General features: G+C 38.2%; 24 protein-coding genes and 1 riboswitch. Of the genes, 9 read left to right on the forward strand and 15 right to left on the reverse strand.

Annotated elements, in window-relative coordinates; all coding sequences use genetic code 11:
• Positions 1 to 194 precede the first annotated feature (194 nt).
• Both eno and F564_RS0101165 read right to left on the reverse strand, forming a co-directional pair.
• Complete coding sequence (gene eno / locus F564_RS0101160) at positions 195 to 1,487, reverse strand: phosphopyruvate hydratase (RefSeq protein ID WP_028120982.1); 1,293 nt, start codon at positions 1,485 to 1,487, stop codon at positions 195 to 197.
• Between the two features lie 124 nt (positions 1,488 to 1,611).
• Positions 1,612 to 2,004, reverse strand: a complete 393-nt coding sequence (locus tag F564_RS0101165) for a septal ring lytic transglycosylase RlpA family protein (RefSeq protein WP_051259520.1) — start codon at positions 2,002 to 2,004, stop codon at positions 1,612 to 1,614.
• A gap of 133 nt (positions 2,005 to 2,137) precedes the next feature.
• On the opposite strand from F564_RS0101165, the gene F564_RS0101170 reads away from it, so the two are divergent.
• The 4 genes from F564_RS0101170 (at position 2,138) to F564_RS18495 (ending at position 4,946) form a co-directional block, all read left to right on the forward strand.
• Positions 2,138 to 2,905, forward strand: a complete 768-nt coding sequence (locus F564_RS0101170) for an enoyl-CoA hydratase-related protein (RefSeq protein ID WP_028120984.1) — start codon at positions 2,138 to 2,140, stop codon at positions 2,903 to 2,905.
• A 9-nt stretch (positions 2,906 to 2,914) separates the two neighbouring features.
• Positions 2,915 to 3,346 (forward strand): deoxycytidylate deaminase, encoded by a 432-nt coding sequence (locus tag F564_RS0101175; protein ID WP_028120985.1) that lies wholly within the window; start codon positions 2,915 to 2,917, stop codon positions 3,344 to 3,346.
• Positions 3,347 to 3,385: 39 nt separating this feature from the next.
• Positions 3,386 to 4,297, forward strand: a complete 912-nt coding sequence (gene xerD / locus F564_RS0101180; protein ID WP_028120986.1) for a site-specific tyrosine recombinase XerD — start codon at positions 3,386 to 3,388, stop codon at positions 4,295 to 4,297.
• Between the two features lie 97 nt (positions 4,298 to 4,394).
• The gene (locus tag F564_RS18495) at positions 4,395 to 4,946 is read left to right on the forward strand and encodes an NUDIX hydrolase (RefSeq protein ID WP_051259521.1); all 552 of its coding nucleotides are present in this window, start codon (positions 4,395 to 4,397) and stop codon (positions 4,944 to 4,946) included.
• A 503-nt stretch (positions 4,947 to 5,449) separates the two neighbouring features.
• Here F564_RS18495 and F564_RS0101195 read toward each other — a convergent pair.
• Positions 5,450 to 6,004: a thioredoxin family protein gene (locus F564_RS0101195; protein ID WP_028120987.1), complete on the reverse strand. Its 555-nt coding sequence runs from the start codon at positions 6,002 to 6,004 to the stop codon at positions 5,450 to 5,452.
• Positions 6,005 to 6,084: 80 nt separating this feature from the next.
• Positions 6,085 to 6,987 carry a tRNA (adenosine(37)-N6)-dimethylallyltransferase MiaA gene (gene miaA, locus F564_RS0101200; RefSeq protein WP_028120988.1) on the reverse strand — a complete coding sequence of 301 codons (903 nt, stop codon included), beginning with the start codon at positions 6,985 to 6,987 and terminating at the stop codon, positions 6,085 to 6,087.
• 398 nt (positions 6,988 to 7,385) lie between these two features.
• Between miaA and F564_RS0101205 the strand changes: the two genes are divergently transcribed.
• A complete protein-coding gene (locus F564_RS0101205) occupies positions 7,386 to 8,540 on the forward strand; it encodes a methionine aminotransferase (protein ID WP_028120989.1) in 1,155 nt (384 codons plus the stop codon).
• An 8-nt stretch (positions 8,541 to 8,548) separates the two neighbouring features.
• On the forward strand, positions 8,549 to 9,115 hold the full coding sequence (locus F564_RS0101210) for a DUF2911 domain-containing protein (protein ID WP_034980407.1): 567 nt from the start codon (positions 8,549 to 8,551) through the stop codon (positions 9,113 to 9,115).
• 57 nt (positions 9,116 to 9,172) lie between these two features.
• Here F564_RS0101210 and F564_RS0101215 read toward each other — a convergent pair whose 3' ends face one another.
• Together F564_RS0101215 and hutI are read right to left on the reverse strand one after the other, a co-directional pair.
• Entirely contained in the window at positions 9,173 to 9,796 is a 624-nt protein-coding gene (locus F564_RS0101215; protein WP_028120991.1) for an HAD family hydrolase, read from the reverse strand.
• Positions 9,793 to 11,019, reverse strand: a complete 1,227-nt coding sequence (hutI, locus tag F564_RS0101220) for an imidazolonepropionase (protein WP_028120992.1) — start codon at positions 11,017 to 11,019, stop codon at positions 9,793 to 9,795. Before hutI ends, F564_RS0101215 begins: the two co-directional genes overlap by 4 nt.
• 152 nt (positions 11,020 to 11,171) lie before the next feature.
• On the opposite strand from hutI, the gene F564_RS0101225 reads away from it, so the two are divergent.
• The gene (locus F564_RS0101225) at positions 11,172 to 11,858 is read left to right on the forward strand and encodes a hypothetical protein (RefSeq protein ID WP_028120993.1); all 687 of its coding nucleotides are present in this window, start codon (positions 11,172 to 11,174) and stop codon (positions 11,856 to 11,858) included.
• A 32-nt stretch (positions 11,859 to 11,890) separates the two neighbouring features.
• Here F564_RS0101225 and metF read toward each other — a convergent pair whose 3' ends face one another.
• The 7 genes from metF to F564_RS0101260 all read right to left on the reverse strand — a co-directional run bounded on the left by metF (position 11,891) and on the right by F564_RS0101260 (position 20,819).
• Positions 11,891 to 12,850, reverse strand: a complete 960-nt coding sequence (metF, locus tag F564_RS0101230) for a methylenetetrahydrofolate reductase [NAD(P)H] (protein ID WP_028120994.1) — start codon at positions 12,848 to 12,850, stop codon at positions 11,891 to 11,893.
• Positions 12,851 to 12,888: 38 nt separating this feature from the next.
• Positions 12,889 to 15,552 (reverse strand): methionine synthase, encoded by a 2,664-nt coding sequence (metH, locus tag F564_RS0101235; RefSeq protein WP_028120995.1) that lies wholly within the window; start codon positions 15,550 to 15,552, stop codon positions 12,889 to 12,891.
• A gap of 76 nt (positions 15,553 to 15,628) precedes the next feature.
• Positions 15,629 to 16,639, reverse strand: coding sequence for a homocysteine S-methyltransferase family protein (locus F564_RS0101240; protein WP_028120996.1), 1,011 nt, complete (start codon positions 16,637 to 16,639; stop codon positions 15,629 to 15,631).
• A gap of 21 nt (positions 16,640 to 16,660) precedes the next feature.
• Positions 16,661 to 17,077 (reverse strand): hypothetical protein, encoded by a 417-nt coding sequence (locus tag F564_RS0101245; protein WP_028120997.1) that lies wholly within the window; start codon positions 17,075 to 17,077, stop codon positions 16,661 to 16,663.
• Positions 17,078 to 17,081: 4 nt separating this feature from the next.
• A complete protein-coding gene (locus F564_RS0101250; RefSeq protein WP_028120998.1) occupies positions 17,082 to 18,242 on the reverse strand; it encodes an O-succinylhomoserine sulfhydrylase in 1,161 nt (386 codons plus the stop codon).
• A gap of 91 nt (positions 18,243 to 18,333) precedes the next feature.
• On the reverse strand, positions 18,334 to 19,872 hold the full coding sequence (locus tag F564_RS0101255) for an ACT domain-containing protein (RefSeq protein ID WP_028120999.1): 1,539 nt from the start codon (positions 19,870 to 19,872) through the stop codon (positions 18,334 to 18,336).
• Complete coding sequence (locus tag F564_RS0101260) at positions 19,872 to 20,819, reverse strand: alpha/beta fold hydrolase (protein WP_028121000.1); 948 nt, start codon at positions 20,817 to 20,819, stop codon at positions 19,872 to 19,874. The genes F564_RS0101255 and F564_RS0101260 overlap by 1 nt, the downstream gene beginning before the upstream one ends.
• Before the next feature lie 57 nt (positions 20,820 to 20,876).
• Positions 20,877 to 20,984: riboswitch (SAM riboswitch) on the reverse strand.
• Between the two features lie 297 nt (positions 20,985 to 21,281).
• Between F564_RS0101260 and F564_RS0101270 the strand changes: the two genes are divergently transcribed.
• Both F564_RS0101270 and F564_RS0101275 read left to right on the forward strand, forming a co-directional pair.
• A complete protein-coding gene (locus tag F564_RS0101270) occupies positions 21,282 to 22,088 on the forward strand; it encodes a glucose 1-dehydrogenase (RefSeq protein WP_028121001.1) in 807 nt (268 codons plus the stop codon).
• Positions 22,089 to 22,503: 415 nt separating this feature from the next.
• Complete coding sequence (locus F564_RS0101275; protein WP_028121002.1) at positions 22,504 to 25,110, forward strand: MGH1-like glycoside hydrolase domain-containing protein; 2,607 nt, start codon at positions 22,504 to 22,506, stop codon at positions 25,108 to 25,110.
• A 64-nt stretch (positions 25,111 to 25,174) separates the two neighbouring features.
• Here the strand turns inward: F564_RS0101275 and F564_RS0101280 are convergent, their stop codons facing one another.
• On the reverse strand, positions 25,175 to 25,825 hold the full coding sequence (locus F564_RS0101280; protein WP_028121003.1) for a hypothetical protein: 651 nt from the start codon (positions 25,823 to 25,825) through the stop codon (positions 25,175 to 25,177).
• A gap of 20 nt (positions 25,826 to 25,845) precedes the next feature.
• Positions 25,846 to 26,268: an OsmC family protein gene (locus tag F564_RS0101285; protein ID WP_028121004.1), complete on the reverse strand. Its 423-nt coding sequence runs from the start codon at positions 26,266 to 26,268 to the stop codon at positions 25,846 to 25,848.
• Between the last annotated feature and the right edge of the window lie 121 nt (positions 26,269 to 26,389).

Genomic DNA, 26,389 nt, shown 5'->3' on the forward strand with positions numbered 1-26,389 from the left:
TAACACTTTAGTCGGAAATGGTCAACTGACAAAAGTCATATGTTGTCATTGATTCTGTTAATGTCAATTATTGAAGAAATGAAACGATTTATTATTAATAAGTGACTAAAATAAAGTATTGATTTCCAATTAAATAAAATAAAAAAGGCATTTGAGTGATTTCAAATGCCTTGCATAATAATTTATTTTGTTAACTATCTTTTGATCTTGAAAGCGTCCAATCCTGGGAAAACTGCTGTTTCGCCCAAAGCTTCTTCGATTCTCAAAAGTTGGTTGTATTTTGCCATTCTATCCGATCTTGAAGCAGAGCCTGTTTTGATCTGTCCACAGTTTTGTGCCACTGCAAGATCTGCGATGGTAGAATCTTCGGTTTCACCAGATCTGTGAGACATTACGGTGGTGTATCTGTTGTGCTGTGCCATTTGTACAGCAGCCATCGTTTCAGAAAGAGAACCAATTTGGTTTACTTTTACCAAAATTGAGTTTGCAATACCTTCATTGATACCTCTGGAAAGTCTTTCAACATTGGTTACGAATAAATCGTCACCTACCAATTGTACTCTGTCACCGATTTTATCAGTCAGTTCTTTCCAGCCTGCCCAGTCATTTTCCTGCATGCCGTCCTCGATAGAGATAATTGGATATTTGTTCGCCAAGTCTGCCAAGTAAGAAACTTGTTCGCTGCTGCTGAACTGCGCTGCATCTGGAGTTTGGAATTTTCTGTAATCATAAACGCCATCTTTATAGAATTCTGAAGCGGCGCAATCCAAAGCGATCATAATATCATCACCTGGTTTGTAACCTGCTTTTTCGATCGCTTGCAATAAAGTATCCAAAGCATCTTCTGTTCCTTTGAAAGTTGGTGCAAAACCACCTTCGTCTCCTACAGCAGTAGAAAGACCTCTTCCGTGAAGGATAGATTTCAGACTGTGGAAGATCTCAGTTCCTTTTCTAAGAGCGTGAGAAAAAGAATCTGCTTTTACCGGCATTACCATAAATTCTTGGAAAGCGATTGGCGCATCCGAGTGGGAACCTCCGTTGATCACGTTCATCATTGGAACGGGAAGTGTGTTGGCGTTCACACCACCTACATATTTGTAAAGAGGCATTCTGAGCTCATTGGCCGCCGCTTTTGCAACTGCTAAAGAAACACCAAGAATGGCGTTTGCTCCCAATTTTCCTTTGTTGTGTGTTCCATCAAGGTCGATCATTACAGCATCAATCAGATTTTGTTCGAAAACCGGAAGCCCGATTAATTCCGGAGCGATGATTTCTTTGACATTTTCTACCGCTTTCAAAACACCTTTTCCAAGGAATTCTGGTCCACCGTCTCTTAGTTCAACTGCTTCGTGCTCACCTGTAGAAGCACCAGAAGGTACAGCTGCGCGTCCCATTGCTCCACTTTCTGTGAAAACATCTACTTCAATTGTTGGATTCCCTCTGGAATCTAATATTTGTCTTGCTTCGATAAATGAAATGTAACTCATTGTCTTGATGTTGTTTTTTTAAGATTTTTATTTGTTGGCTTTATTTAAAGCATTGCAAATTTAAACATTTTTAATATATGATGTAGTGAATGGCTTTAGACATTTAAGCGTAACTTATGATGGTTTATTTTAAAAGGCGGTATTTCACTTTTACAATACCTTCATCCAGGTGGGCTATTTTTTTAAAAGCGCCTAGGCTCAGATCAAACGCCCTTGAGGGTTTCAAAGAACCGCGGTCGTTAACGGTAATGATGACGGATTTGTCATTTTTAATATTCACGATTTCAACCTTGGTTCCGAATGCAAGTGATTGGTGTGCGCCTGTCATTTTGGAAGGTCTGTAAGTCTCTCCGCTTGCTGTTTTGCTCCCATTCAATCTGGTGGCGTAATAGGAAACCGTGGTAGACTTGTAAGAGTTCGTGGCAGAATTTCTACTGCCACAGGAAATGAGTAGAAATGCAAATAAGAACCTGTTTTTTTTTAATGCATATTGCGGTATTTTAAATAAAATTTTCATTAAGATAATTTTCAAGGATTAATTAATTAGCAGTAAAAATGTTAATTGTTCATTAATATTTTGTTTATATTGCACAAATTTCTAAATTAGTTCCATAATTAGTTTACAGATTAAAATATAATCTCCTTTTTAAATGAATTACGAAAGTATAAAATTAACGGTAGAAAGAAAAATAGCCCTTGTCACGATCAGCCGGCCTGAAAGCTTAAATGCCTTAAACTCCAAGGTTTTTAACGATTTGGAAAGCGTTTTTGATTTTTTGGAAAATGAGAAAACGGTCAACTGCATTATCATTACCGGAAGTGGAGAGAAATCTTTTGTAGCAGGAGCAGATATTAAGGAGTTTTCAAATTTCAGTCAGGAAAAAGCTACCGAACTATCAAAAAGGGGACATTTTGTATTTGATAAAATTGAAAATCTTAGTAAACCGGTCATTGCAGCAGTTAATGGTTTTGCTTTGGGAGGAGGATTAGAATTAGCAATGTCATGTCATATTAGATATGCATCTGAAAATGCAAAATTGGGTCTGCCGGAGGTGACTTTGGGATTGATCCCAGGTTATGGAGGAACCCAGAGATTGCCAAAGCTGGTTGGGAAGGGCATTGCAAACGAAATGATATTTTCAGCGAAAATGATCTCTGCAGAAAAAGCCAAAACAATTGGCTTGGTCAATGAAGTGTTCCCTTTCGAAGAGTTGCTTCCGAAGACGCAGGCGCTTGCTGAGCAAATAGTGAAAAATTCGCCGCAAGGTATTGCGAAGGCGATCAAAGCTGTCAATGCGAGTGACAAAGAAACAGGAATGGACAGTGAGATCAATTCCTTTGGAGCATTGTTTGCTCAGGGAGATTTTAAAGAAGGTGTTTCGGCTTTTCTGGAAAAGAGGAAACCGGCTTTCGATTAAATGTAAAGAATGGATTATAATAAATTTGATATTGCTTATCTTAAGATGGCTTCTGAATGGGCAAATCTTTCTTATTGTAAGCGGAAAAAAGTGGGAGCTCTTATCGTAAAAGATAGGATGATCATCTCCGACGGATACAATGGTACACCTTCCGGTTTTGAGAATAACTGCGAGGACGAGGAGGGGAAAACCAATTGGTTTGTCCTTCACGCAGAAGCGAATGCGATATTGAAAATTGCCAGCAGCACGCAATCCTGCAAAGGCGCAACACTGTACATCACCATGTCGCCTTGCAAAGAATGCAGCAAGCTTATATTACAGGCAGGAATTCAAAAAGTCGTCTACACTACAGTCTATTCTGATGACAGTGGATTAGAATTTTTGAAAGATGCCGGCATTGAAACTTTAAATATAACAGAACAAGAATTAGATAATTTATGATGATATAATACTTTTTAAAAACAATTAAAAAACACAAATATGAACTGGTCCGAAAAAATTACAGACTTCTCAAATTTTCTCAAATTTGAGAAAAACTTCTCAGATAACACTCTTGACGCTTATCTCAGAGACATCAAAAAGCTGGAAAGCTTTGCCATTGCTGATCTAGGAGAGGTTTCTCCACAAGCTATCAGTTATGAAAACCTACAGGAATTCATCTATCAACTATCCAAAAAGAAAATCAGCGAACGCTCACAGGCGAGAGGAATATCTTCTATCAAAGCCTTTTTTAAGTTTCTTTTGGAAGAAGAGTACCGTGATGATAACCCTGCAGCACTCCTAGAAGGTCCTAAACTTGGACTTTACCTGCCAGACACTTTAAGTATTGAAGACATAGACAGGATTATTAGCAATATTGAAAAACATACCGATATTGGCAAAAGAAACCAATGCATCCTGGAAGTTTTATATGGGTGTGGTCTACGGGTCTCAGAATTGGTGGATCTTAAAATTTCAAACATCAATTTCAAAGAAAACTACTTAATAGTAGAAGGAAAAGGTGAAAAAACCAGACTTGTTCCTCTTGCGAAATCAACAGCTGCTTATATACAAGAGTACATACAAACGGTAAGGGTGAATGCTAAGGTGAACAAAAAATTCGAGGATATTCTTTTCCTGAATGCAAGAGGTACCAATATGTCAAGAGTCATTGTCTTTATCATCATCAAGGAATTGACGCAGAAAGCCGGCATCAACAAGAACATTTCACCGCACACTTTCAGACATTCTTTTGCGACACACTTGTTGCAGAATGGAGCAGATTTAAGATTCATTCAGGAAATGTTGGGCCATAGCAGTATTACAACCACTCAGATCTATACCCATTTGAAAACTGAGGAATTGCGAGATGTGATCATTCAATTCCATCCTAGAAATAGAAATGCCGTTTAGAATTTATAAATTTAAATTAAATATCAGCCACATAGAAATTGATTTTTATGTGGTTTTTTATTTTGTAAACTGATTTGTGTTTTCTTAATTTTATCCAATGGAAAATCTGAAATTCTGCCCAAAATGTGGACAAGAAACTTTGAAATGGAATAATGTAACCAAGTTCAGTTGCAGCAACTGTGATTTTGTCTTGTATCACAATACAGCCGGAGCAGTCGCAGTCATCATCAAACACGGAAATGAATTATTCTTCACGGTCAGAAATCAGGAACCGGGAAAAGGAAAACTGGATTTGCCAGGCGGTTTTTGTGACCCGAAAGAAAGTGCAGAAGAAACCTGCGCCAGAGAACTGTTTGAAGAATTAGAATTGAAAATCGATATTCAAAAACTGAAATATCTGGGAAGCCGACCGAACATTTATCCTTATAAAAACATCAATTACAACACGATGGATTTGTTTTATGAATATAAAGTAGTCGAAAAATTTGAAATCAAATTAGAAGAATCAGAAATTTCTGCCGGAATCTGGATTCCAATTTCGGAAATTAAAATTGATGAAATTGCTTTTGAATCTCAGAAGGATTTTATTAAAAATAATATTAATCTTTTGATTAAAACTAATAACACTTATATTGATAAAAAAGCATAAAAGCTCCCAGAAATGAGAGCTTGTGTTTTTATTAAAAATTTCTACTTTTATTTTCTATAAACTTTGTAAAGCAAATATAGAATCAATAAATTCTTGGGTAAATCATATAGAAAAATTAAGCAAAGAACTAGAAATGAAAATTGAAGATTTCTTAACTAATTCTGATAATAACATCAACACTAATAGGATAATGCCTCTGCGGTACAAACAAATACACATCAAGACACTCACATTACCATCAACCAGCTTTCGGAAAAAGTAATTGAATTGTACGAAGAGAGGATTTCTGCACTTAAGCAAAAAGTTTCAGATTTAAAAGAAGAACTTGACAAATTAAAATCCTAAACTGGGATTTGAGCCTTCAGAATAGTAAACAAAAGATGAATAATTTTATAATAATTGCCATTTTGAAAAGTAAATAAATAGAGAAAACCCGGAAAATAATTCTGGGTTTTATTGTATATTCCAAAGCCAATAGCTAAAAGCAAAATGCCAAAAGCCAACTACTTCCACTTGATATTACAGCCCAAACTTGGTCTTTGGAGATCTTCCTGCTCTTGATCCGCCAAATGATTTTCGAAAGCAATGATGAGATCCTCACCTGTAATTTCTTTTTGATTTCCTGGGCGCGAGTCGTCCATTTGTCCGCGATAGATCAATTTCAGATTCTCATCAAAGTAGTAAAAATCCGGCGTACAAGCCGCTTCGAAAGCTTTTGCGATGTCCTGACTTTCGTCGTACAGGTAAGGGAATTTCAAAGCTTTTTCTTCTACAAATTCCACCATCATTTCCGGAGAATCTGCAGGATAACTCGCAACATCGTTGGCATTAATGCCGATAAACTCGATGCCTTTGGATTTGTAATCTTCATACAGTTCTTCCAGTGTATCAATGATATGAAGTACAAAAGGACAATGGTTGCATATAAAAACCACCAATGTTCCTTTCTTTCCCTTCAGAGATTCTAGACTTTGAACCTGATTATTGACAGGATTTAGAAGGCTGAAATCTGGCGCTTTTGTTCCTAAAGCCAACATAGTAGATGAGGTATTTGACATAATTTTTATTTAATGTAACAATATTATAAGTTTAACAATTTACCAATTTTACGATTCAGATGGTCAAGCATGGTGAATTTTTACATTGGTCTATTTAACGACAAAGATAAGGCTTCTTCCAGAGAATTATCATAATTCACCCAATTCACATTCTCTAATTTTCGGTTCCACGTCATTTGGCGTTTTGCATATCTCCGGGAGTTTTTTTTGATTTCCGAAACGGCAAAATCCAAATCCCATTCGCCATCAAAATACCTGAACAATTCTGAGTAGCCAACAGTTTGCAGTGCCACTTTATCCCTATCGGAGAGCAGTCCTTTGGCTTCTTCCAGCAAACCATTTTCCATCATGATATCAACACGCCGATTGATTCTTTCATAGATCACTTCTCTTGGCGCATCAATTCCTATTCTGACGGTCTCAAAATCACGCTTGGGCTTTGGCAAACTAAGATTTTCGGTATAGCTTTTTCCGGTTTGCCAAATAACGTCAATAGCCCTTAATAATCGTCTTGAATTATCCTTATCAACGATAGAAAAATAGTCAGGGTCGAGTTCAGCAAGTAATTTTTGTAAAGGTTGGATGCCTTGATTTTCAAAAATATGTATTAATTTTTTCTGATTTTCAAGGTCAGCTTCTGGTAAATCGTTCAATCCTTCGGTAACGGCTTTCTCGTACATTCCGCTTCCGCCCACCATGATCGCGACATCTTTTTTGGAGAAAATTTCGTCCAATTTTTCCAAAGCTTCGTGTTCATACAAACCAATCGAATAGTAGTCATAGATACTAAGATTCCCGACAAAATGGTGTTTTGCCTCCGCTAATTCTGATTCGGTTGGCATTGCAGTTCCAATTTTCATCTCTCTGTAGAATTGTCGGGAATCGCAGGAGATAATTTCCGTAGCCAAATGATTTGCCAGATCGATCGCTAATCTGGTTTTCCCGATTCCTGTAGTTCCGATGATGGATATGAGACGTTTCAAATGAATGTTTTTGCAAATTTACGAAATGTGACTATCTTCTTTGCTGTTTTCAGCGCAAAGGCAGAATTTGTTATTGAAAAAAGGGTTCTCAGTCGCAATATTCTAAAAATGAGCTTACAAATAGATGGTTGGTAAAACTTTGCAAATTAAAGCGTTAGGTTTTTTTAAAGAAAATTGCGCCTTTGAAATAAAAAAATTTTCGAGACGTCAACTAATGATGTGATGGTCCGCCCATGGTCATCCCTTGCAAAGCTTTATATTTCTTGGTAAGTTGACGCCTTTGCATATCTAAAAAAACGGGTAGCCCGTAAAATTTTTTCTTTGACCTTACGTTAGATTAAACAAGATGAATAATAGTGGATATCCATAACTAATTATTACTTAATTTTACCATCGTTATGGCTTTAAGATTATCTGCATCCAAACTTCCGGATGTGAAAACCACGATTTTCACAGAAATGTCTCTGTTGGCTCAACAGGAAAATGCCGTCAATCTTTCTCAGGGTTTTCCTGATTATCAGGCTGATGGAAAGCTGCTGAAATATCTGGGCAATTTTGCGAAAGAAGGTTTTAATCAATATGCGTCTTTATCTGGCGTGAAAGAACTGCGGGAAGAGATTTCCAGAAAGTTCAGCGCACAATATCAGGCAGATTATCATCCCGATTCTGAGATCAATATTACGGCTGGTGCCACGCAGGGGATTTTTACCATTATTTCTGCTTTTGTGGAAAAAGATGATGAAGTGATCATCTTCGAGCCGGCTTATGACTGCTACGAGCCGGCGATTATCCTGAATGGTGGTGTGGTGAAAAATGTCAAAATGCTTTATCCCGATTATGAGATCCGCTGGAATGAAGTGAAAGATTTGGTTTCTGAAAAGACCAAAATGATCATCATCAACAATCCGAATAATCCGTCGGGAAAAATTTTTAAACCAACTGATATTGATGAATTGATCAAAATTGTAAAAGATACCAACATCATTATTCTAAGTGATGAGGTTTACGAAAATATCACTTTCGACGGAAAACCACATTTGACTGTAGCAAAATATCCTGAACTGAAAGAACGCAGCTTTGTCGTTGGCTCCTTCGGGAAATTACTACATATTACGGGTTGGAAAATCGGTTATATCAATGCGCCAGAAGACTTGATGAAAGAGTTCCGAAAAGTCCATCAGTTCAATGTTTTTTGTGTGAACACACCAGCACAATATGCGATTGCAAAATATCTAGGTCACATTCAGGATTTTTCCGAGATCTCGCCATTTTTTGAAGAAAAAAGGAATTACCTCAGAAATGCTTTGGCAGAAACGCCATTTCAATTACTGCATTGTGAGGGTACCTATTTTCTTTCTGCCCACTTTGGTTCGATTTCTGATAAACAAGACAAAGATTTTTGCTATTGGATGACCAAACAATACCAAGTCGCAACGATCCCTTTTTCCGCTTTTTATCAAGATAAGACTGATGAAAAAATCATTCGTTTTTGTTTCGCAAAAAAACAAGAAACGCTTGATAAAGCGATAGAACAGTTATTAAAAATAAAATAAAATACCTTATGAAACATTTCATCTTAGCCGCTTCTTTGTTCATAGGAGTGAGTGCTTTTTCTCAAGCTAAAATTGACCCAACGAAATTGAATTTCTTTTCAGTAGATGTAAGTCCTATGGATGCTGCGTATTTCCCGCTTCAGGTGACGTCTTCCAAAACGGAAACGCCAAAAGTAAAAGTGCTGTACTCCAGACCTCAAAAAAAGAACAGAGTGGTTTTCGGAAATCTTGTGAAATATGGCGAGATCTGGAGAATGGGCGCAAACGAGAACACTGAAATCAAATTCTACACACCTGTTAAGATCGCCGGGAAAGAAATCCCTGCAGGTACCTACAGCTTGTTTGCAGTACCGAATGAGAAAGAATGGACCCTCATTCTAAATTCTGCTACCGATAAATGGGGCGCTTATGCCTATGACAAAAGCAAAGATGTCGTCAGATTCAACGTGGCGACTGAGAAAGCCACTTCACCAATCGAATATTTTTCTGTGACTTTTGTACAGACAAAATCAGGAGCGGATTTGTATGCAGGTTGGGACAATACACAGATTAAATTCCCGATTGAATTTAAATAAGCTTAAGAACCTAAAATAAGTAAAGCCTTATCAGAGTATGCTAAGGCTTTTTTTGATTTAATACTGTAACAGATCTTCAAAATTTTCTATTCGGTATTCGGTATTTTCGATTGTTCCAAATCCGTAGGCAGCGTAGATAAAATCAACGCCTGCTTTATCAGAAGACTCCTTATCCCAGATTGTATCGCCGATATATATTGGGTTTTGAAGCTTATTTCTATGGACGATCAGACGGATATTCTCATCTTTCGGTAATTTGTCATTCCCAAAACATTCAAAATCCTGGAAGTAAGCGTTGAGTTCATAGAAATCCAGAAAACTCTCGATGTATCCTGACAGGCAGTTGCTGACGATGAAAAGACGGTGGCTTCCGTTTAGTTTTTCCAAAGTTTCCTTGATGTTGGGGAACAATTGGCCGCCAAAAGCGTTCAGGTATTTTTTCTCTTTTTCATTGTAGATTTTTTCGAAATCAGGAAGTATTTCTTTATGAATGAAGCTGAAATGCTGAGCAAAAATATCATCCATCTTCATCCCAGAGAAATTTCTGATGTCCAACGAAGTCAAATTGATGTCAAATCCTACTTCTTTGATACTGTCATTAAAGGCCTTAACGACCGTTTCGGATGCGTCCCAAAGCGTCCCGTCCAGATCGAAAATAATGCTGTCTCTTTCTTTTATCATAAAATTGATTTTCCGTTGATGTAAACTTGCGAAGGTGCAAGACGCCCTTGATTGTACAGGATGTTTTGGAAATGGTCTGTCTCGTAAGTGATGAAGTCTGCTTTTTTTCCTGTTGCAAGCACGCCGCGATCTTCAAGATCTAGTGCGAAGGCGGCACGAAAAGTAATGGCGGCCAAAATCTCGGCGGTTGATAATTTCTGGTAAGTGGCTAGTATTGACGCTTGTGTCACAAGATGACCCATTGGTGCAGATCCTGGATTCCAATCTGTTGCGATGGCCAGGATTCCTCCTTTATCAAGGATTTTCCTAGCCGGAGAAAATGGTTCGCCCAAACCTAAACTAGCACCAGGCAACGCAATGGCCACAGTATCAGAATGGGCTAAAAACGAAATGTCATCATCTATTGTTGCTTCCAGATGATCTGCAGATTTGGCACCCACTTCTACCGCAATTCTGGAGCTTCCAGCGGTGAACTGGTCTGCATGAACTGTGATTTGAAATCCCATTTCTTTAGCTTTCAATAAAAAGTTTTTACTTTCTTCTGGCTGGAAAGCTGACTTTTCTATAAAGATATCGACTCGTTTGGCAAGGTCTTCTTCTTTTACCTTTGGTAAAATTCCTTCAATAATATATTGGAGATAATCCTGAGAAGTTCCTTCAAAATCTTTTGGTTTGAGATGTGCTGAAAGACAGGTTGGGATCAAGGTTGCTTCAGTTTTGGTCTGTGCTTTTTTGATCGCTCTCAGCATTTTCAGTTCCTCATTGGCATTAAGACCGTAACCGCTTTTGATTTCGATAGTTGTAATGCCTTGCAGTAATAAAATATGAACCCTTTTCAGAATTCCGTCAATCAATTCATCTTCAGAAGCGGCTCTTGTATGTTGTACAGAACTCCAGATACCGCCGCCAGATTCCGCAATCTCTAGATAGGTCTTCCCAGCATTTCTCATTGCAAAATCATTAGCGCGATTGCCTCCAAAACAAATATGAGTATGTGCATCTGTAAAAGCTGGAAGAGTAATTTGTTCATTTTCAATCAAATCAATTTCGGAATCTTGAAATTGTTGTTTTAATAAATCAAAGTCTCCAACTTGTTGGATGATTCCATCTTTCGTAAGAATTCCTCCGTTTGTGATGATTTCTAAATCATCATCCTTTAATTTTCCATTTATTGGAAGATGATTCAATGTTACGATTTGTTTGAAAGGACCTGTTAATTTCATATAAAATCTTGTGATGTAAAAATAATGATAATCTTTAAGTTTATCATTCGTTGTCTGAAATTTTCATTATTCTTATAAATTTTTATTAATACGTTCGAAATTCTTTTTTTATCTTGAAAATCCTTGTATTTTTACATAAAATTTAAAAACAAATGAAAACTATAATCATTACAGCAAGTTTATTATTCAATGGGATATTTTTGCAAGCACAACAGATAAGTGTTAGCGATCTTGCAAGAACTGCACGATTTAATAAAATTATTGATGAAGTAAATAATGGTCCAAAAAAATTAAAATATTCTGAGATACAGGGAACACCATATTATTTTGCGAATTTTGTTCCTGCCAGAGTAGGCGATACTTCAGGTATAATCCCGATTCGTTATAGTCCTTTTTTGGATTCTGTAGAGATCTTAGATAGTAATACAGGTAATGTTTATGAACTTCCAAAAGAAGCAGCATATCCAAAATTCACTTTTGAAACAACACATGAAAAATTAGTTCTTATAAATACACACAACGAATATTCCGGATATTTTTTCGAATTAGTTGGGGGTAAAAATAAACTTCTTAAGAAAGTTATTACAACATTCAAGAATGAAACACCACCACCAAATACTTTAGTCCCCGGAATACCTGCAAAATTTGAAATTCAGAGACCAATCTATTTTATTAAAACTGAAGACAGTGTAATAAAACTCTCAAAAAAAGCTGATGACTTATTAAATGCTTTGCCTGCCGATAAGAAGGATGCAACTAAAGATTTCATCAAAACAAATAAAATAAAATTAAACGAAGAACTAGATCTTATAAAATTGGTTACTTTCCTTAATAAATAAAAAAAGAGATGCGATTAGCATCTCTTTTACGGTTAAAAAACTTCCCGTCCGATTTTTAATATATTGTCACTTTTCCCCATAGAATAGAAGTGCAAGACGTCAACACCAAAATCCAGTAATTCTTTGCATTGGTTGATTGCCCACTCTATCCCAACTTCGCGAACATCGCTGTTGGTTTTACAGTTCAGAACTTCTGAGATCAGATTTTCAGGCAGATCGATCTTGAAAACCTGTGGCAACATTTGCAAATGTCCTTTGGTAGCAATGGGTTTGATACCTGGAATGATTGGAACCTTAATCCCTATTTCCCGAGCTTGTTTTACAAATTCAAAATATTTTTGATTATCAAAAAACATTTGAGTTACGATGTAATCTGCTCCGGCTTCCACTTTTTTCTTCAACATTTGGAGATCATAATTCATAGAAGGCGCTTCGATGTGTTTTTCGGGATAGCCAGCAACACCAATGCAGAAACTGCTGTTTTCCTCACATTGGATGATTTCTTCGTGAAGATATTTTCCGGTTCCCAGATCGTGAATTTGTTTTACCAGATCCGAAGCATATTTGTGACCGCCTTTGGATTGTTCAAAATATTTTTCACCTTTCATAGCATCACCTCGTAAAGCAACGATGTTATTGATTCCCAGATACATACAATCTACCAAAAGATATTCGGTTTCTTCTTTTGTAAATCCTCCGCAAAGAACATGTGGAACAGTATCAACATTGTATCTATTCTGAATCGCCGAGCAAATCCCCAAAGTTCCTGGGCGCATTCTGGTGATTTTGCGCTCCATCAATCCATTTCCTCTTTCCAGAAAAATATATTCTTCGCGGGAAGTCGTCACATCTATAAAAGGCGGCTTGAACTCCATCAAAGGGTCAATGTTTTTATACAAATCAGCAATCCCAACGCCTTTTTGGGGCGGAACAATCTCGAAAGAGAAAAGTGTTTTTCCGTTGGCGTTTTTTATATGGTCAGTAATTTTCATTATTTTTAATTCAAAATTCAAGGTTTAAAATTCAAAGTCTAATCCGCCAAATTCGGGCTCAGCCATTTTCTCGCATATTCCAAATCGACTTTTTTTCTTTCCGCATAATCTTTTAACTGGTCTTCGTCAATTTTTCCAACGCCAAAATATTTTGATTTTTCATTGCCGAAGTAATAGCCAGAAACTGCTGCAGTTGGCCACATTGCTAAGCTTTCGGTTAAAGTCACTCCGATTTTCTCATCAACCTTAAGCAAATCCCAGATTGTCAATTTATCCAAATGGTCAGGGCAAGCTGGATAACCGGGAGCCGGACGAATTCCCAGATATTTTTCTTTAATCAAATCATCATTGGTCAAAGTTTCATTTTCTGAATAACCCCAATAGTCTGTTCTGACTTTTTTGTGAAGATATTCTGCGAACGCTTCTGCCAATCGGTCTGCCAAAGCTTTGACCATTATTGCATTGTAGTCATCCATTTTATCTTCGTATTCCTTCGCCAATTCATCCGCACCAAAACCTGTACAAACGCAGAAAACACCGATGTAATCTTGCTTCTCGGAATTTTCAGGCGCAATGAAATCTGACAAAGCGAAATACTCTTTTCCTTCTGATTTTTGATGTTGTTGTCTCAAAGTTCTGAAAGTCGATATCACATTTTGATTCTCATCATAAACCAGAATATCATCACGTTCGGTCGCATTCGCTGGGAAAATCCCGAAAATTCCTTTGGCTTTAAAGCTCTTTTCTTGAAGGATTTTATTCAACATTGCTTTAGCTTCATTGAACAAAATTGTCGCTTGCTCGCCAACAACATTGTCCGTCAAAATATCAGGGAATTTTCCAAACAATTGCCAGCTTCTGAAAAACGGCGACCAGTCGATAAATTCTACCAATTCATCTAAATCTTGGTCTTCAATTACAGTAATTCCAAGTTTATTTGGCTTATGAATATTTTCATTTTTCCAATCGATTTTGAATTTCTGTTTTCTGGCTTCATCAATCGTTACGTATTGTTTATCAACTTGTCGGTTCAGGAATTTCTCACGGAAATCGTCGTAATCTTTCTTCAATTCCAAAGAATAAACGCTGGATTTGTCTTTATTTAAAAGTGAACTTACCACACCAACTGCTCTGGAAGCATCGTTGACGTGAACAACTGTATTGGCATATTTTGGAGCAATTTTTACGGCTGTATGCGCTTTGGAAGTTGTTGCACCACCAATTAACAAAGGAAAACTCAAGTTTCGTCTTTCTAATTCTGATGCCAAATGAACCATCTCGTCCAGACTTGGTGTAATCAATCCGCTCAGACCAATGATATCGACGTTTTCGTCAATTGCTGTTTGGATGATTTTGTCCGCCGGAACCATCACGCCAAGGTCAACGATTTCATAATTATTACAACCCAAAACCACACTCACAATATTTTTCCCGATATCGTGAACGTCGCCTTTTACGGTTGCCATTAATATTTTACCATTCGCAGGTCTTGTTCCGTCTTTTTCAGCTTCAATGAAAGGTTGAAGGTAAGCAACGGCTTTTTTCATTACTCTCGCCGATTTTACCACCTGAGGTAAGAACATTTTTCCGCTTCCGAAAAGATCGCCAACAACGCCCATTCCGGTCATCAGATTAACTTCGATCACGTGAAGTGGTTTTTCTGCCTGTAATCTTGCTTCTTCTGTATCTTCCTCGATAAAACGGTCAAGTCCTTTGACTAATGAATGCGTGATTCTTTCCTGTAAAGACATCTCGCGCCAAGCCAAATCTTCGGCTTTTTCTTTTTTGGTAGATTTTACTCGTTCGGAATAGTCTAATAATCTTTCAGTTGCGTCGTCTTTTCTGTCGAGCATCACGTCCTCAACCAGTTCCAAAAGTTCTTTCGGGATTTCGTCATAAACTTCGAGCATTGTTGGGTTTACGATTCCCATATTCATCCCAGCTTTTATGGCGTGGTACAGGAAAACGGAATGCATTGCTTCCCGAACAGAATCATTCCCTCGGAAAGAAAACGAAACGTTGGAAACGCCTCCACTCACGGATGCGTAGGGAAGATTGGTACGAACCCAACGCGTCGCCTCGATAAAATCAATGGCATTTCTTCGGTGCTCTTCCATTCCTGTTGCAACTGGGAAAATATTGAGATCGAAAATAATATCTTCTGCCGGGAAGTGGAGTTGATTGACCAAAATATCATAAGAACGTTGGGTAATTTCCAGTCTTCTTTCAAAATTATCCGCTTGCCCCACTTCATCAAAAGCCATGACAATCACCGCAGCACCGTAACGTTTGATGGCTTTGGCATGTTTGATAAATTCTTCTTCACCTTCTTTTAAACTGATGGAGTTGACCACCGCTTTTCCCTGAACTACCTGTAATCCGGCTTCCAAGATTTCCCATTTTGAGGAATCAATCATAATCGGGATTCTGGAAATATCCGGTTCCGAAGCAATGAGGTTGAGGAATTTCACCATCGATGCTTTTCCGTCAATCAATCCGTCATCGAAATTGACGTCGAGGATTTGTGCGCCACCATCTACCTGATGACGGGCAATGTCAAGCGCTTCAGAAAATTTTTCTTCCTTAATTAATCGAAGAAATTTTTTGGAACCTGCCACATTGGTTCTTTCTCCAACATTGATGAAGTTGGATTCCGGCGTTATAATTAGAGGTTCTAGACCTGATAATTTTAAGTATTTCATAAATTAATTTACCAATGCAATGGTTTACCAATGTGACAATCTTGAGCTCGTGGCTTATTGGTAAATTGACACATTGTTATATTGTTACATTGATTCTTCTAGGTTCGTAGTTATTTGCCAAATCAGCAATCGCTTTGATGTGTTCCGGCGTCGTTCCACAACAACCACCAATGATGTTAATGAGTCCTTTTTCCAGATATTCCTGCACCTGCTCGGCCATTTGACTCGCCGTTTCATCGTACTGTCCGAAAGCGTTCGGTAAGCCGGCATTTGGATATGCTGATATTCCGAATTCTGATTGAGAAGAAATCGCTTCCAAATAAGGCGTCAGTTGTTTTGCACCCAAAGCACAGTTGAATCCTACGCTCAACAAATTAAGGTGAGAAACGGAAATCAGGAAAGCTTCTGCCGTTTGTCCGCTCAAAGTTCTTCCGGACGCATCGGTAATCGTTCCGGAAACCATAATGGGGATTTGGATATTTCTTTCTTCCTGGATTTGGTCAATAGCGAAAAGTGCAGCTTTTGCATTCAGGGTGTCGAAGATGGTTTCAACTAAGAGAATGTCTGAACCACCATCCAGCAGAGCTTCTGCTTGTTGTTTGTAGGCAATTCTCAGTTCGTCGAAAGTAATGGCTCTGTAACCTGGGTCGTTGACGTCTGGACTTAAACTCGCCGTTTTGTTGGTTGGTCCTATTGAACCTGCTACAAATCTTGGTTTGTCAGGATTTTGAGCGGTAAATTCGTCGCAGACTTTGCGGGCGATTTTGGCAGATTCATAATTGAGTTCATAAACCAAATCTTCCATATGATAATCGGCCATTGCAATTGTGGTTCCGGAAAACGTGTTGGTTTCAATGATGTCTGCGCCGGCTAATAAATATTTTTTGTGAATTTCTGCAATAGCTTCGGGTTGTGTCAAAGAGAGCAAATCGTTGTTTCCCTTGAGTGAGGATTCCCAGTCTTTGAAACGCTCGCCACGATAATCTTCTTCCGAGAAATTGTAGCGCTGAATCATTGTTCCCATTGCACCATCTAAGATTAAAATGCGTTCGGAAATCGCTTTATATAATTGTTCTGAATTTTTCATTTTCTATTTTTATTTGAGCATCTAGTTTTCTACAGATTGCTGTTTAATAATTTTTTCCACTTCTTTTATATAACTCAGTGTATAAAAAGGCAAATGAAATTTTGGCAAAAATCTGAATTGTTTAATCTGACTACCAACCTCATATTTAATAATGTAAGAAGCACTTAAATAATTTTTCCTAATTGACATTATTTTTTTAAATGGAATTTTTTCATCATCTACTTGAAAATAATCTTTATCTAAAAAAACTGTTTTTAATTTTCTTGAGATAAAAAACGAAGGAATAAAAAACAGCAAAAAAGAATAAATAATAAGAAATAAAAACTCGTAAGAAAATTTAAAAATAATAAAGCAGAAAACTCCAACAACCAAATATGTTATAAGTAACCAAAATATTTTCGTGTAAAAAGGTGTTAATCTGCTTGAAATTTTTCGCATAAATTTAGTCTAAAGCCTGTTTCAAATCGTTGATAATGTCATCGATATTTTCCAACCCTACCGAGCAACGCACCAATCCAGCGGTGATTCCGACCTCATTGCGCTCGTCATCGGAAAGCTTGGAATGGGTTGTGGAAGCAGGATGCGTGACAATCGTCCGCGTGTCGCCCAAGTTGGCGGAAAGGGAACACATCTTGATTCGGTTGAGGAAATTGCGACCGCCTTCGATGCCGTTTTTGACTTCGAAAGCGACGATGTTTCCGCCTAATTTCATTTGTTTTTTAGCGATCTCGTAGTTTGGATGAGATTTCAGGAATGGGTATTTTACCAATTCTACATTCGGGTGATTTTCCAGAAACCTGGCCACCTTAAGTGCATTTTCGCAATGTTTCTCGACACGAATTGCTAAAGTTTCCAGACTCTTGCTCAAAACCCACGCATTGAACGGCGACATTGCTGGACCTGTGTTTCTGGAGAAAAGGTAAATCTCGCGAATCAAATCGGCTTTTCCAACGGCAACGCCACCGAGCACACGACCTTGCCCGTCCAAGAGTTTCGTGGCGGAATGAACGACAATATCTGCGCCGTACTTAATCGGCTGTTGCAGATAAGGTGTTGCAAAACAGTTATCTACAACGAAAATAAGATTGTGTTTTTTTGCAATTTGACCAAAAAATTCTAAATCTAAAATCTCGATTGCCGGATTCGTCGGCGTTTCTAAATATAAAATTTTTGTATTTGGTTGGATGTATTGTTCAACATTCTCGGCGTCTTCTGCTTTGAAATAAGTGGTTTCGATATTCCATTTTGGGAAATATTTTGTGAACAATGTATGCGTGCTTCCGAAAACGGACTGACAGCTGACGATGTGGTCGCCAGCATCCAACAAGGCCGCAAACGTGGAATAAATCGCTGCCATTCCTGTTGCAAAAGCGTAACCCGATTCTGCGCCTTCCATTTTCGTGATTTTATCAACAAATTCAGTCACATTCGGGTTGCTGAAACGGCTGTAGAGGTTTTTGTCTTTTTCCTCCGCAAAGCTTGCACGCATATCTTCCGCATCCTCGAAAACGAAGCTGGAAGTGAGGTACAAAGGCGTGGAATGCTCGTCAAACTGAGTTCTTGCTGTTTGCGTTCTGATGGCTAGTGTTTCGAAATTTTCCATATTTATAAATGTATCAATGTAAGAGTTTATCAATTTAACAATTGCAATAATTATTGGTAAACTGTTACATTTTTATATTGTTAAATTAATTTTATTTTGTTTCGCTCAATCTTAAAATATCTCCGAAAACGCCTCGGGCAGTTACTTTAGCTCCGGCTCCAGCGCCCATAATGACGATTGGATTTTCGCCATAACTTTCTGTGTAAATTTCAAAGATGGAATCTGAACCTTTCAGTTGTCCGAGTGCGGAGTTTGCTGGAACAGAAATCAATTTCACGTCCAATTCTCCTTTTTCTTCCTGAAGGTTTCCGTGTAAATCGCCGACGTAACGTAAAACGTGGTCTGGCTTCTGCTTTTCTTTAATGCTTTGATATTCTGAATCTAATTCTTCCAGTCTGGAAATGAATTCATTTTTATCAATAGCCAAGAGTTTTTCAGGAACCAGATTCTGAATATTAATGTCCTGAAATTCATTAATCAAATCTAATTCTCTTGCTAAAATCAACAATTTTCTGGCGACATCATTTCCGGATAAATCTTCGCGCGCGTCTGGTTCTGTGAAACCTTTTTCCATTGCTTCCCGGATGATGACAGAATATTTGTCATTTCGAAGAGAGAAATTATTAAAAACATAACTCAAGGTTCCGGAAAAAACACCTTTGATTCTTGTGATGTTTTCGCCTGAGAGATGCAGAAGCTTGATGGTGTCAATTAGTGGCAAACCTGCACCAACATTGGTTTCGTAAAGGTATTTCTTTTTATTTTTATCCAATAATTTTCGGAAATCGCGGTATTCGGAAATTGGTAAAGTATTGTAGATTTTGTTGGAGCCTACGACGTCAAAACCGTTTTCTACGAATGTTGGATAATGCCTCACAAAATCTTTGCTCGCCGTATTATCTACCATCACCAGATTTTCCAGATGGTGTTCTTTGGCAAACGCTAGCAGTTTTTCTACGCTGGATTCTGTCTGAGAAAACTTGATTTTCTGTCTCCAGTCGCTTCCGAAACCAGCTTGGTTAAACGCGATTTTTTTTGAATTGGCAATTGCAACGATTTTCAAATCCACTTTTTTTCTCTTCAGGATGTCATAAGCAGAATCCAGGATTTGCTCTACCAAAGTGCCACCGACATTGCCATGACCAATCAAAGCGAGGTGAACGGTTTTTGGTTTTCCGTAGATTTCGGTTTCGATGAGGTTTTTGGTGATTTCGGTTTGGTTTCCTGTTACCACAATGTTCACTCTTCCGGCAGACGCGATTTGACTTAATAATAGAGGGAAAATCTTGTTGCGGTGAAGTTCTGATAAAATCTTATTGTAATTATCTGATACAAAGCCGATCACGCTCAAATTATCTATACTATAAATGTTGCTGACGTGACCTTCTTTTGCTTCTTGGTCGAATTCTTTTTTCAGAAATTGGACAGCATCTTCTGCGTCCACTTCGTCTACCAGAACCGATATTCCGTTTTCTATTGCGTGCTGGGAAATCACGCCAACGCTGATTCCGCCTCCATTCAAAGCTTGGAAGATGCGTGAATCCACGCCGATTTGTCCAAGGAAATTTTTTCCTTCGAAATTGACCAAAGCTTTGTTTCTATAAATATTAATGGCGTTCTTGTCTGTCATCAGTTCAAAAATATAGGTGTTAATATGCTGTTCAGCTGCTCGTATTCCATCAGGAAAGCATCGTGTCCGTGGATGGATTTGATCTCGTGATACTGAACGTTTTTGTTTTTCTGTTTTAAGTAATCATAAGTATTTCTAATCTCAAAAGCAGGATAGAAAAGGTCTGAATCGACTGATATCAAATGAATCGCTGCCGTAATGTTTTCCAGCTCATCTTCTTTCCCGTTGATGTTCATCAAAAGGTGATTGACGAGTTTGTAGGCTTTTAAACTAAATCTTTCGTTTAATCGTATTCCGTGGAAGTTGAGCCAGTCGTGGGACTTTAAAATGCGCTTTTCAGAATCTATTTCTCTGTTGAATCTAGAATTAAGGGATTCTGGTGTTCTGTAGCACAACATCGCGTGGACTCTGGCTTTTTCCAACGGTTTGTCTTCTGATTCCAAAAGATATTTCTGAACCACACATTGGGAGTGAAGCCAATCCGACGTTTTGAAATCTGTTGCGATTGGGATGAATCTCTCTGTCAGATGAGGTGCCAAAGCCAGCATTTCCCAGCCAATAGAACCGCCCACAGAACCGCCCACGAGAGCAAACAGTTTTGCGATTTTTAGAAGCCTTAGGCCTTTGGTGAAAATTTTGGCGATGTCCTGAACGATGAAATCCTCGTACTGATCAATGAAAAACCCATCAAATCCATTGCCTGGAATGTTGAAACAAATCACTGTGAAACGATTGGTGTCAATGACTTTTCCGTCGCCAACCAAGGTTTTCCACCAGCCATTCTCTCCAGCCACATCAGAATTGCCTGTCAGAGCGTGGTTGATCAAAACAATGGGAGCAGAGTGTAATTCTTTTCCAAAAAGCTGATAGCTTAATGGAATGTCATAAACCTTTCCGGTTTGTGTTGCGAAATGAAGTGTTTGAAGGTGTTGTAGCTTGTTTTCCAATTTTAATAAATAATAAAAAATTGAAAATGCTACGGGGAAATGTAGAATAATTGTTTTTGGTTATCTTTTCCCACGTACTTCGGGATAGAATTTAGCACCTTCTTCGTTTCCGAAGGGTTGCCAAGGTTTCACAGAGTCTAATCTCTCCACCTTTCTCGATAACATTTTCAATATGTAAATGAACAATTCTGAGTGCAAATATAGTTCACAAAATTGATTTTTTCCAAATTTCAGTGGGAATTTTTAAAATAATTATTTGTTAATAATATATTTTCCCAGAACTTGCGTATGGTATTTGTATAGGAAATTTTATGACTTTCTGTTTTACAATTGAGAAAAGTTTGCAATGAATTTTTGAATTTATCAAAAATAATTGAAGGTTCGCACAGGCGTAAAACTCATCAAAGAAAGCCGTGTTTATTGTGCAATTTTAAATGAATACAAATTATTAAAACAAAAAAAATGGAAATCAATCTTAATAAACAAGTCGCTATCGTAACAGGTTCCAGCAGTGGCATCGGGAAAGGAATTGCCATCAGTCTGGCAAAGTCTGGTGCAATCACCATAGTCAATCATTCATCTGACCATTCTCGTCCGGAAGCTGAAGAGACTTTGAAAACCATTGAGGAAAATGGGGGCGAAGGCCTTATTATCCAATGTGATGTAAGCAAGGAAGACCAAGTTTTGGCCATGTTTCAAACGGCGATTGAGAAATTTGGGACCATTGACATTCTTGTTAATAATGCTGGTTTGCAGCAAGACGCCGCTTTTGTTGATATGACCTTGGCGCAATGGCAAAAAGTGATTGATGTGAATTTGACGGGACAATTTCTGTGTTCAAGAGAAGCCATCAGAGCGTTTCTGAAACGTGGAATGAATGACAAATCCAAAGCTTTGGGCAAAATCATCAACATCAGCAGTGTTCACGAGACGATTCCGTGGGCTGGACACGCGAATTATGCTTCCAGCAAAGGGGCGCTGAGAATGCTAATGCAGACTTTGGCTCAGGAATATGGAAAGCAAAAAATCCGTGTGAACAATATTTGTCCGGGCGCCATCCAGACGCCAATCAATAAAGCGGCTTGGGATAACAAGGCGTCTTTGGATGCCCTGATGACGCTGATTCCGTACGACAGAATCGGGCAACCGGAAGACATTGGAAATTTAGCTGTATTTTTGGCGAGTGATTATTCGGATTACATTACGGGAGCAAGTATTTATGTAGATGGAGGAATGACGACGCTGGAGAGTTTTGCGGACAACGGGTGATTAGGAATGATCAATGATGGGTGATCAATGATTTTTTGCTGAAAATAATTTTTGTGGAATTTTAAACGCAAAGATTTTTAAGAGTGAAGGCATTTTTTAAGTGGGCAAAGTTTCGATGAATTGATTTTTGAAGCGGATGGAAATTGTAGTGAATCTTTATTTTGAGGATTTAAAAGTTTCAATTTGATTTGTATCATTTATCGATGATCACCTATCAATTATATCGTCTGAGAGTAACAAAACCTCAACATAGCCCCGATGGGAACGGCATCCTTTTTATGGTGTTGCCAGAGCGAAGTCGAAGATAACACCATAAAAAGATAGAGTGGACAGCGGGCTGGACAGTTGGGTCAAAAGTCGAAACGTGATGCTCCGGATAAAAAGCGAATAATTGTTCTTAAAATAATTAGAAAATATGAACGAGGAAGAAAAATTGAGAAATCCACGTTGGAAGAAATGGGGCCCTTACGTGAGCCATCGCCAATGGGGAAATGTACGTGAAGATTACAGTGCAAATGGTGATGCATGGGGATTTACCGGTCACGACACGGCAGAAGCCTGGTCCTACAGATGGGCCGAGGAAGGCATCGCAGGCATATCGGACGACAAGCAGCAATTGTGTTTTGCCCTGTCTTTTTGGAATAAGAAAGATGTAAGAATAAAAGAGCGTTTTTTCGGACTGAGTAATTATCAGGGCAATCACGGAGAAGATATAAAGGAGATTTTTTATTATTTGGACAATACACCGTCTCATAGCTATATGAAGATGGTTTACAAATATCCAATCAACGCATTTCCTTATGATGAGCTGATTGCGGTCAATGGGCAGCGCTCCAACAAAGACCCGGAGTACGAGATCATCGACACCGGAATCTTTGATAATGATGAATATTTTGATATTTTTATTGAATATGCAAAGGCTGGGGAAGATGATTTTCTCATTAGGATTGATGTTCATAACAGAAGTGATAAATCAGCGCCAATCGTGGTTTTACCGACGGTTTGGTACAGGAATAATTGGGTTTGGGGTTATAATGATTATAAGGCCAATCTGAGCTTTTCAAAGCAAGGCGAGATCGATGTCCAGCACGATAGTCTGAGCATCAAAAAGCTATACTCCAGAAACAGAACTGTGGACGCTTTGTTTTGTGAAAATGAAACGAACAGAGCAAGATTATTCAATACACCTAGAACGGAAGGTTTCTTTAAAGATGGTATCAACCAATACATTACCAAAGGATTAGACACCATCAATCCTAAGAAAACCGGAACCAAAGCGTCTTTGCATTGCGAGGAAATCGTGGAAGCACACAGCAACAAGGTTTTTGAGTTCCGATTGTCGCCTCATATTATGGAGGATGCGTTTTGGGATTTTGATGAGATCATCAACCACAGAAAGCAGGATTCTGATAATTTCTACGCCAACATCCAAAAAGATATTGAAAACGAGGACGAGAAAAATGTGCAGAGACAGGCTTTTGCAGGTTTGCTTTGGAACAAACAATTCTATCATTACAACGTTGGTAAATGGGTGAAGGGTGACCCGAATTTTCCGATTGAAAGAAAAGGCTTCGTCCGAAACAGCGATTGGGAACATCTTCATAACAAAGACATCATATCGATGCCCGACAAATGGGAATATCCTTGGTATGCCACTTGGGATTTGGCGTTCCATTGCGTGAGTTTTTGTGTGATTGATTCGGAATTTGCTAAAGCCCAATTGGTTACAATGACTAAGGAATGGTATATGCACCCAAACGGACAAATGCCGGCTTACGAATGGAACTTCGATGACGTGAATCCACCGGTTCACGCTTGGGCTACTTTCAGGGTTTTTAAAATTGATGAAAAAAATAATGGGAAACCGGATTTGGCTTTTCTGGAAAGGGTTTTTCAAAAATTATTACTGAACTTCACCTGGTGGGTGAACCGGAAAGATTATAATGGTAACAACCTTTTTGGAGGTGGATTCTTGGGTCTTGATAATATTGGAGCCTTTGACCGGAATATGGAATTCAGTGAAGGTGAACATCTGGAACAGGCAGATGGAACCAGTTGGATGGCAATGTACGCGCTGAATATGATGCGAATCTCTATGGAGCTGGCAATCCACAATCCGGTTTACGAAGATATGGCCATTAAGTTCTTTGAACATTATCTTTATATCGCACAAGCGATGGAAAATATCGGTGATGGAAAACAGGGACTTTGGAATGAGGAAGATGGGTTTTTCTATGATTTACTTCAGTTATCCAACGGAGACAGTGTGAATCTGAAACTTCGGAGCATCGTTGGGTTGATTCCAATGTTTGCAGTAGAAGTGGTGGAGCACAGTATGTTGGAGAAACTTCCGGCTTTCAAAAAAAGAATGGAATGGATTCTCAAAAATAAGCAAGACCTCACGAAACTCGTTTCGCAGTGGTATGTAGAAGGCGAAGGCAACAAACACCTTCTGAGTATCCTGCGAAAAACCAGACTGACGAAAGTTCTGACGAGATTGGTAGATGAATCCGAATTCCTGAGCGATTACGGAATCCGTGCCATGTCCAAAGTGTATGAAGAAAATCCCTTCCGATTTACCGTTCACGACCAGGAACACGTGGTTTATTACACGCCGGCAGAAAGTGACAGCCGAATGTTTGGCGGCAACAGCAACTGGCGTGGACCAATTTGGTTTCCAATTAACTTCCTGATTGTCGAGAGTTTGCAGCGTTTCCATTTCTTCTTCGGCGATGCTTTGACGATTGAATATCCGAAAGGAAGCGGTGTTCAAAAGAATCTGGAAGAAGTTTCCAAAGACATCAGCGACAGACTTTGTGGTATTTTCCTGAAAGATGAAAATGGAAACAGAGCGTTCAACGGCGGTGTTGATAAATTCAATAACGACCCACATTTCAAAGATTACATTATGTTCTTCGAATATTTCCACGGCGATAATGGCCGAGGCGTTGGTGCTTCCCATCAAACCGGATGGACTTCTACGGTGGCGAAGTTGATTCAGCCGAGGTTGACGAATAGATAAAAATTTTAAAATGAAAACCTTATCAGATTTAATAAGGTTTTCATTTTTTGGAAAGAAATCCTTTTTATTTGATAGCGTTTTTTGAAATATCTTTCAGAAGTTTTTTTAGATTAATAAAAATCAATTGGTTAGCTGAGTAAGCAAAGTACGGTCCTGAATTTTTTTTATTAATTTGTTCCCGACTCGTTTCTTCATTTGGATATTTTCTTCCTTCTAAGGATTGTTCGGATGACACTTTTTGATAATATATTCTTTTCAGTGTTTTTACATCGTAAACTTCAATAATAACAAATGCTTCATTTTTACGATATTGAGAAGGCAATTCAGTTTCTATACCTGCGATTTCATCCCGCACATTCTTGGTAAAGCTATTAACCAAATAATCATAGTCTGTGGATTTTTGTAAGGTTTCCAACTCATCTAAACTGGGATGGTAGGCTATTTTACCGGGAATAAGATTTTCTTTTTGGGCCTGAAAAATAGTTTTTGTACTTCCATTGCTTAACTTATTGAAAGTTTCAAAAATCTCTTGATTTAATTTTGCCGCATCTGTAGCATATAAATCAGTAAGAGTTTTATTGATAATCCATTTTTTGTTACCGTTAAAAACCAAGGATTTGCTAAAACCCTGATAATCTCTTTGAGGAATTACAATACAGCTTTGAGAGCTTATCAAAAGAAAAACTGAACAAATAATTCCAAATGTGATTTTCATGTTTTTAAGAGCAAGGTTATTTATGATGCTAATTCTCCATTCACGCTCACTTCATAAGTGATTTCTACATTTGGCTCCAGCGTTTTGGAAACGGAACAATATTTTTCGAAAGATAATTCTGCCGCTTTTTTTGCTTTTTTCGGGTCGATATTTCCTTGAAGAAAGAAACTGACTTTGATGGTTTTAAAGGGTTTTGCTTCATCCACCTGAACTCTTTCGCCTTCCACTTCGGCAAAGAAAGTATCAATCTGCTGGCGCTGTTTTTTCAGGATCGAAACCAAATCTATTCCGCTGCAACCTGCAACAGCCATCAAAAGTGACTGCATTGGCGAAACACCTTTTGCGCCAGGCAAAGTGGTATTGTCAAGTAAAATCGAATTGCCTTGTTCATTGGTGCATTCAAAAAGAAAATCGTCGTTGAGTCTGTTAAGTTTTATCTTCATTATTTTTAAATTTATGATTCAAATTTACGAAATCAAAACAGGATATTTAATCAATTGGATAGAAGATCACTGATTAATACAAATAAAGAAACAGAGGCATTTCTTTTTTGTGCAGACATTT

This window comes from Epilithonimonas tenax DSM 16811, from assembly GCF_000428485.1.
Lineage (GTDB): Bacteria > Bacteroidota > Bacteroidia > Flavobacteriales > Weeksellaceae > Epilithonimonas > Epilithonimonas tenax.